The organism is Phenylobacterium sp. (assembly GCF_030693805.1).
Taxonomy (GTDB): Bacteria; Pseudomonadota; Alphaproteobacteria; order Caulobacterales; family Caulobacteraceae; genus Phenylobacterium.
In genome coordinates, this window is record NZ_JAUXZW010000417.1 from 1 (window position 1) to 2,345 (window position 2,345).

The window sequence follows — 2,345 nt, forward strand, 5'->3', positions numbered from 1 at the left end:
AGGCCTTCGCCGCCGAGGCTCAGGCCGCCATCGAGGCCGTACTGCGCCGTCCACGCGACCGGGCGCGCACGGCAGCCGACGTACGCGACATGCGCAAGCTGCTGGAAGAGGAACGCCCGCCCAAGGGACCGTGGGACCTGAAGCTGTCGCCTGGCGGCCTGGTCGACGTGGAGTTCGCCGCCCAGTACCTGCAGCTCGTCCACGCTGCCGATAGAGGACCGCTGAAGCCCAACACCGCCGAGGCGCTGGCGGCGTTGCGGGAGCTCGGCCTCGCGCCCGCCGCACCGTTGGCAGTGCTGGAACGGGCGTGGAAGCTGCAACAGGACCTGACGCAACTGCTCAAGGTCGCCCTAGGCGACGACCCCGATCCCGACGCCGAGCCCAAGGCGTTCCGCGCCCTGCTGGCGCGGGCCGGCGGCGTACGTGACTTTCGCGGCCTGAAGGCGGCGCTCACCAAGGCGCGCAAGGACGCCCGGCGGGCCTATGACGCGCTGGTGGCGTCATAAGCCCGGTCTGACGCTCACTTGCAGCGAGGGCGTCAGCACTGAAAGGCAGCGCGCTTGGGCAAGCTCGAGCATGGTCTGTGGTTTGAAGTCAGGCGGCCGCGCTGCCCGCCACCGCCAGGCCTTCGCGCCCCTGGCGAACCGGCAGGACAAAGCTGACGGTGGTGCCCTCCCCTGGGGCGCTGCTGATGTCCAGCACGCCGCCGTGCATCTCCACCAGCGACTTGGTCAGCGCGAGGCCCAGGCCCGTGCCCTGCTGGGTCTTCGAATGCTGGTTCTCGATCTGCTCGAACGGCTTCGCCAGCCGTGCAAGGTCCTCCGCGGCGATGCCGATGCCGGTGTCGCTGACGCTGACCCGCACGCGTTCGCCGAAGGAGTCGCGTGACGTCGCGGCATGGATGCGGATGACCCCGCTACGCGGCGTGAACTTGATGGCGTTGGACAACAGGTTGAGCAGCACCTGCTTCAGCGCCCGGTAGTCAGCCTCGACCTCGGGTAGATAGGCCAGCTCCATCTCCAGTGTCAGGCCGGCCGATTCAGCGCGGTTGCGGACCAGTCGGATGGCGTCCTCGGCCACCTCTTCCAGCGCCAGGGGCTCGAACTTCAGGCTCATCTTGCCGGCCTCGATCTTCGACATGTCGAGGATGTCGTTGATCAGCGCCAACAGGTGTTGGCCGGAGTTCAGGATGTCCTGGGCGTATTCCTTGTACCGGGCGTCGCCCATCGGGCCGTACATCTCCGCGACCATGATCTCGGAGAAGCCGTTCACCGCGTTCAGCGGGGTGCGCAGCTCATGGCTCATGTTGGCCAGGAACTCGCTTTTCGCGCGGTTGGCGGTCTCGGCGCGGATCTTTTCGGCCTCGTACTTGCGGGCGAGTTCGGAGAGCTGCTCCTGGCTGTGCTCCAGCCCGACCACGGCCTGCTGCAGCTGCTCCTCGTTCAGCCTGCGGGCCTCCTCCTGGACCTTGATGGTGGTCACGTCGGCGGCGGTCATCACCAGCCCGCCGTCGGCGGTCCGCCGCTCGGAGATCTGGATCCACCGGCCATCGGTGAGTTCGGCCTCGCGCTCGCCTTTGCCCGACGACGCCGGGATCTGGCGCTTGATGGCCAGGTTGGCGATGGCGTTGATCTTCTGGCGAGCGACGCCGGGGCGCAGCATGGCGGCGTCCAGGCCGAACATGTTGCGGTAGTTCTGGTTGCACATCAGCAGCGCGCCGCGGCGGTCCCACAGCACGAAGGCCTCCGACACGCTCTCGATGGCGTCGCGCAGGCGGTTCTCGGCGGCCTGGGCGCGGGCCTGGGCGTAGCGTTCTTCGGTGACGTCCAGCGCCACACCGATGATCTGGGCGTAGCCGCCGCCGGGGCGACGGCCGAAGGCCTGGCCGCGCGCGTCGATCCAGGTGGCGCGCCCGCCCTCGGGGTTGGGGATGCGCAAGGAGACGTCGAACGCGCCGTAGTTGGCGGCGCTGGCCAGGGCGTCCTTGAGCCGCGAACGGTGGTCGGCGGCGACCCGTTCCAGCACCTGCGCGCCTTCGACCACCCCGCCGCCGCCCCAGCCAAAGATCGCGCCGGTGACGTCTGACATGAACATGCGGTCGGCGGCCAGGTCCCATTCCCAAATGCCGCAGCGCGCCGCCTCCACCGCCAGGCGGAAGCGCTGCTCGCTGTCGGCGTAGGCGCGCTGAGCCTGCTCGACTTTAAGGCTCTGCATCATCAGCAGCAGGCCCAGTAGGAACGCCACCGCCAGCGGCGCCAGCAGCCATACCAGGCGTTCGGCTGTCGTCGCGGCCTCGGACGGCGCGGCCGCTGCGGCGCTCAGCGCCAGCAAGGCCCCGCCCGCGG

1 protein-coding gene and 1 pseudogene are annotated in these 2,345 nt (G+C 69.3%); one reads left to right on the forward strand and one right to left on the reverse strand.

Translation table 11 applies throughout. The features are described 5' to 3' along the window. Positions 1-506: pseudogene (locus Q8M88_RS16950) on the forward strand (glutamine-synthetase adenylyltransferase); the annotation flags it as partial. Between the two features lie 88 nt (positions 507-594). Here Q8M88_RS16950 and Q8M88_RS16955 read toward each other — a convergent pair. Further along, the coding region (locus Q8M88_RS16955) for an ATP-binding protein (protein WP_305598333.1) at positions 595-2,345 on the reverse strand (1,751 nt) is incomplete at its 5' end.